General features: G+C 73.4%; 4 protein-coding genes. 2 read left to right on the top strand and 2 right to left on the bottom strand.

Features of this window, described 5'->3' with window-relative positions:
- Positions 1 to 479, bottom strand: a 479-nt coding sequence (locus GT045_RS31870) for a 2Fe-2S iron-sulfur cluster-binding protein (protein ID WP_161286924.1), incomplete at its 3' end; no start/stop codon positions are given.
- Positions 480 to 745: 266 nt separating this feature from the next.
- Between GT045_RS31870 and GT045_RS31875 the strand changes: the two genes are divergently transcribed.
- Positions 746 to 1,324, top strand: a complete 579-nt coding sequence (locus GT045_RS31875; RefSeq protein WP_161336305.1) for a TetR/AcrR family transcriptional regulator — start codon at positions 746 to 748, stop codon at positions 1,322 to 1,324.
- A 53-nt stretch (positions 1,325 to 1,377) separates the two neighbouring features.
- Positions 1,378 to 1,878, top strand: coding sequence for a GNAT family N-acetyltransferase (locus GT045_RS31880; protein ID WP_161286926.1), 501 nt, complete (start codon positions 1,378 to 1,380; stop codon positions 1,876 to 1,878).
- 110 nt (positions 1,879 to 1,988) lie between these two features.
- Here the strand turns inward: GT045_RS31880 and GT045_RS31885 are convergent, their stop codons facing one another.
- Positions 1,989 to 2,816 carry a MarR family transcriptional regulator gene (locus GT045_RS31885; RefSeq protein WP_161336306.1) on the bottom strand — a complete coding sequence of 276 codons (828 nt, stop codon included), beginning with the start codon at positions 2,814 to 2,816 and terminating at the stop codon, positions 1,989 to 1,991.
- Positions 2,817 to 3,321 lie beyond the last annotated feature (505 nt).

The following is a 3,321-nucleotide window of genomic DNA, read 5'->3' on the forward strand; positions in this document are numbered from 1 at the left end:
CCGCAGCGGCAGAGGTTGCCGCTCATCCGCTCGCGGATCTCGTCGGCGCTCAGTGGTGGCGGTCCGGCCTCGGGGCGTACGTCGCGGGTGACGGCGCTGGGCCAGCCCGCCGCGTGTTCCTCGATGACCGCGATCGCCGAGCAGATCTGTCCGGGGGTGCAGTAGCCGCACTGGTAGCCGTCCAGATCGAGGAAGGACTGCTGCACGGGGTGCAGGCGGTCCCCGTCCGCCACACCCTCGATGGTGGTGATCTCGCGGCCTTCGGCCGCCACCGCCAGCTGCAGGCAGGCGACAGCCCGGCGGCCGTCGAGCAGGACGGTACACGCTCCGCACTGGCCCTGGTCACAGCCTTTCTTGCTGCCGGTGAGGTCGAGACGTTCGCGCAGTGCGTCGAGCAGGGTGGTGCGGTGGTCGACGGGCAGTGTGTGGTTCTCCCCGTTGATCCTCAAGGTGATGACACTGGACGTCGGTGAGGCCATGAGCTGCTTCTTTCGCGTTTCCAGGACGACCGGTGGGAGCTGGGTGGCGCGCGGTGCGGGGAACGGCCGGTAGGGGGTGTGCCGCGCGGGCGAAGCGAAGTGCGGGATGCTGGGCCCGAAGGCGGCGGCCGGCGGCTGCCGTGGGCCCTCGTCAGTGGCTATGGTGGGAGTGAACGGACAACTGTCCGCTACCGTTCCAACGTAGCGGACAGTTGTCCGCTTAGCAAGGGTGGGGGCCGGTGACGACCCCCTACGGAGGAGGCCGAGTGCCGCAGCAGCAGGACTCACCACGGCGCTCGGACGCGCAGCGCAACCGCGAGCGCATTCTGGAAGTGGCGCTGGCCGAACTGTCGCGCTGCGCGAACGCCCCGCTCAGCGTGATCGCCAGGAAGGCCGGTGTCGGGCAGGGCACGTTCTACCGCAACTTCCCCAACCGGGAGTCACTCGTCCTGGAGATCTACCGCCACGAGATGCGGCAGGTGGCGGACAGCGCGACCCACCTGATCGAGACCCGGGCGCCCGACGAGGCCCTGCGCGCCTGGATGGACCGGCTCGCCGAGTTCGCCATGACCAAGGCCGGGCTGGCGGACGCCATCCGTCAGGCCACCGGCACGCCGGGCGGCCCGGCGAAGCCCTCCCCCACGCCGGTGACCGCCGCCGCCGAACTCCTGCTCCGGGCCAACGAGGAGGCCGGCACCATCCGGCCCGGGATCACCGGCGACGACTTCCTCCTCGCGATCGCGGGCCTCTGGCAGCTCGAACCCGGCCAGGACTGGCGGCCACGTGCGGCACGGCTCCTCGATCTCGTGATGGACGGCCTGCGCGCGGGAGCGGCCCGCGGCTGAGCGGCGCGGCACGACCACGGCGGACTGTCGGTCCCCCGCACTACCTTGGGCGGATGACATCCCTCAGCCTCGCGCCATGGTCCGGTCAGGGACTTGATCTCCTGCACCGGCAGAACACCTCGGAGATGACCGAACACCTCGGCGGCCCGGAGACCGCCGAGCAGCTTCGGCGCCGCCACGAGCGCTATCTCCGCCTCACCGACGGGCAGATGTTCCTGGCCCTGCTGGACGACCGGATCGTGGGCTCGGTCGGGTACTGGACGCGGGAGTGGCGCGGGGAGCCGGTCCACGAGACGGGCTACGGCATCCTCCCCGAGTACCAGGGCCGGGGCTTCGCCGCGGAGGCGGTGCGCCTGTGCGCCCGGCGCGCCGCCGCGGACGGCTCCCTGCCGTGGCTGCACGCCTTCCCCTCCGTGCACCATGCCGCGTCCAACACGGTGTGCCGGAAAGCGGGTTTCGAACTGCTGGGGGAGTACGAGTTCGAGTACCCGCCGGGGAACGCCATCCGGTGCAACGACTGGCGGCTGGCGCTCACCGGGACGGACACCGCCTGACTCGCCGCTTCGGCCCCCGGGCCGGTCGGTGCCGCAGGGCGGTCACGGACACCGTGCGGTGGGCCACGAGCCACCTCCTGACCGCCGCCCCCGCGCCGCCGGGGAACTCGTCATCGTGACCCCGCGGCCACCAGCTTCGCGGTGACGGGTTCGAGCTCGGTCACCAGTTCGTCGAGCTCGGCGGGGGTCAGGGCGTCGTACGGCGGGGCGGCGAGCTCGTCGGTCAGGGCTTCGATGCGCTGTTTGGTCTCGCGGCCGGCCTCGGTGAACCCGCCGTCGGCGTCGACGAGCCCGCGCTCGCGCAAGCCGTCCATCACCGCGGCCAGCCGCTCCTTCGGCAGGTGGTGGAGGCGCCCGAACGACTCCGGCGGGTGGATGCCCTTCGCCAGCGCATCGAGGACGTGGGCCTCCGTACCGCCGACGCGCGCGCCGACGAGAGCGGCGACGTGCCCGTCACCCCGGTGCTCGCGCAGCATGGTCGCGGAATGCCACAGGCGGGCGACGGGGTCGCTCGGGACCGGAAGGGTGCGCATCCCGGCGTACATCACCCGGCCTTCCGTGGGCGCGTTCGTCGCGGCCTTGGTCGTCAGGTCGGCGGCGCGCCCCAGGCCCGGGGAGCCGGCCAGCTCGTCGCCGAGGATCCGGCGCAGGGAGGCCGCGCTGCCCCGCTCCCGCGCGGCGACGGACGCCTCGGGCGGGATCGTCTCCCACGCGCTCGGGATGTGCCGCGCGGCCTCCCCCTCGGCGAAGCTGTAGAAGGCCGCGTGCACGACCTGTGCCGGTACCCGTCCCAGGGGCGCGGCGCGGCTGGCGAAGTACCCGTCCCAGTAGCCCCGGTGGCCGAGCGCGGCCAGTTCCTCGTTGCACTCGTCGGCGAAGTAGGTGACCAGGCAGATCGGCTCGAGGAGCTCGAACATGCGGCGGGCGGTGTGCGTCATGGTTTCCATCATGTCTGCTCCGGCCGGTCCCGTGGGGCGGTACGGCCCGGCCGGTACCGCCTTCTGCGGCGGCGACAGCCGCGCGTCCGCCCCCTCGGCCGGAGGAGTACGGCGCGCGCCGGCCCTGTGAGCCGCGCCGACGAGGGCGGCCTCCCGCGTCGTCGGCGGCGTACGACCGCCCAACCGGTGGGATCGCGGCCGTACCCCGCCGAACCGGCCGGCGTTCCTCGTCCGCACCGGCGCCCGCGACCCGTGGACGGGCCTTCGCGGCGCTCGTCGGCGGGCCGGCGATGAAGATTTGGCCCCCGCGTGCCCACCGCCCCGGGACGGGCGGGCCCGGCACCTCGGAAGGCACCGACGCGGGGTAGTCGGAACCTACGCTTCCGTCCGCCGAAAAGGAAGGCCCTTCCGCGGCTGACCCTCCTCGTCCGCTCACACGTCCCGAGCCCCAGGCGCCCGGTCGCCGGACGGCGCCGAGTCGCCGCCTGGCGGGGTCCGCGTGCCG

This window comes from Streptomyces sp. SID486 (genome assembly GCF_009865385.1).
Taxonomy (GTDB): domain Bacteria; phylum Actinomycetota; class Actinomycetes; order Streptomycetales; family Streptomycetaceae; genus Streptomyces.

Coding starts and splice junctions, on each gene's coding strand:
- GT045_RS31880 (WP_161286926.1), top strand. CDS start 1,378: ATGACATCCCTCAGCCTCGCGCCATGGTCCGGTCAGGGACTTGATCTC.
- GT045_RS31885 (WP_161336306.1), bottom strand. CDS start 2,816: ATGACGCACACCGCCCGCCGCATGTTCGAGCTCCTCGAGCCGATCTGC.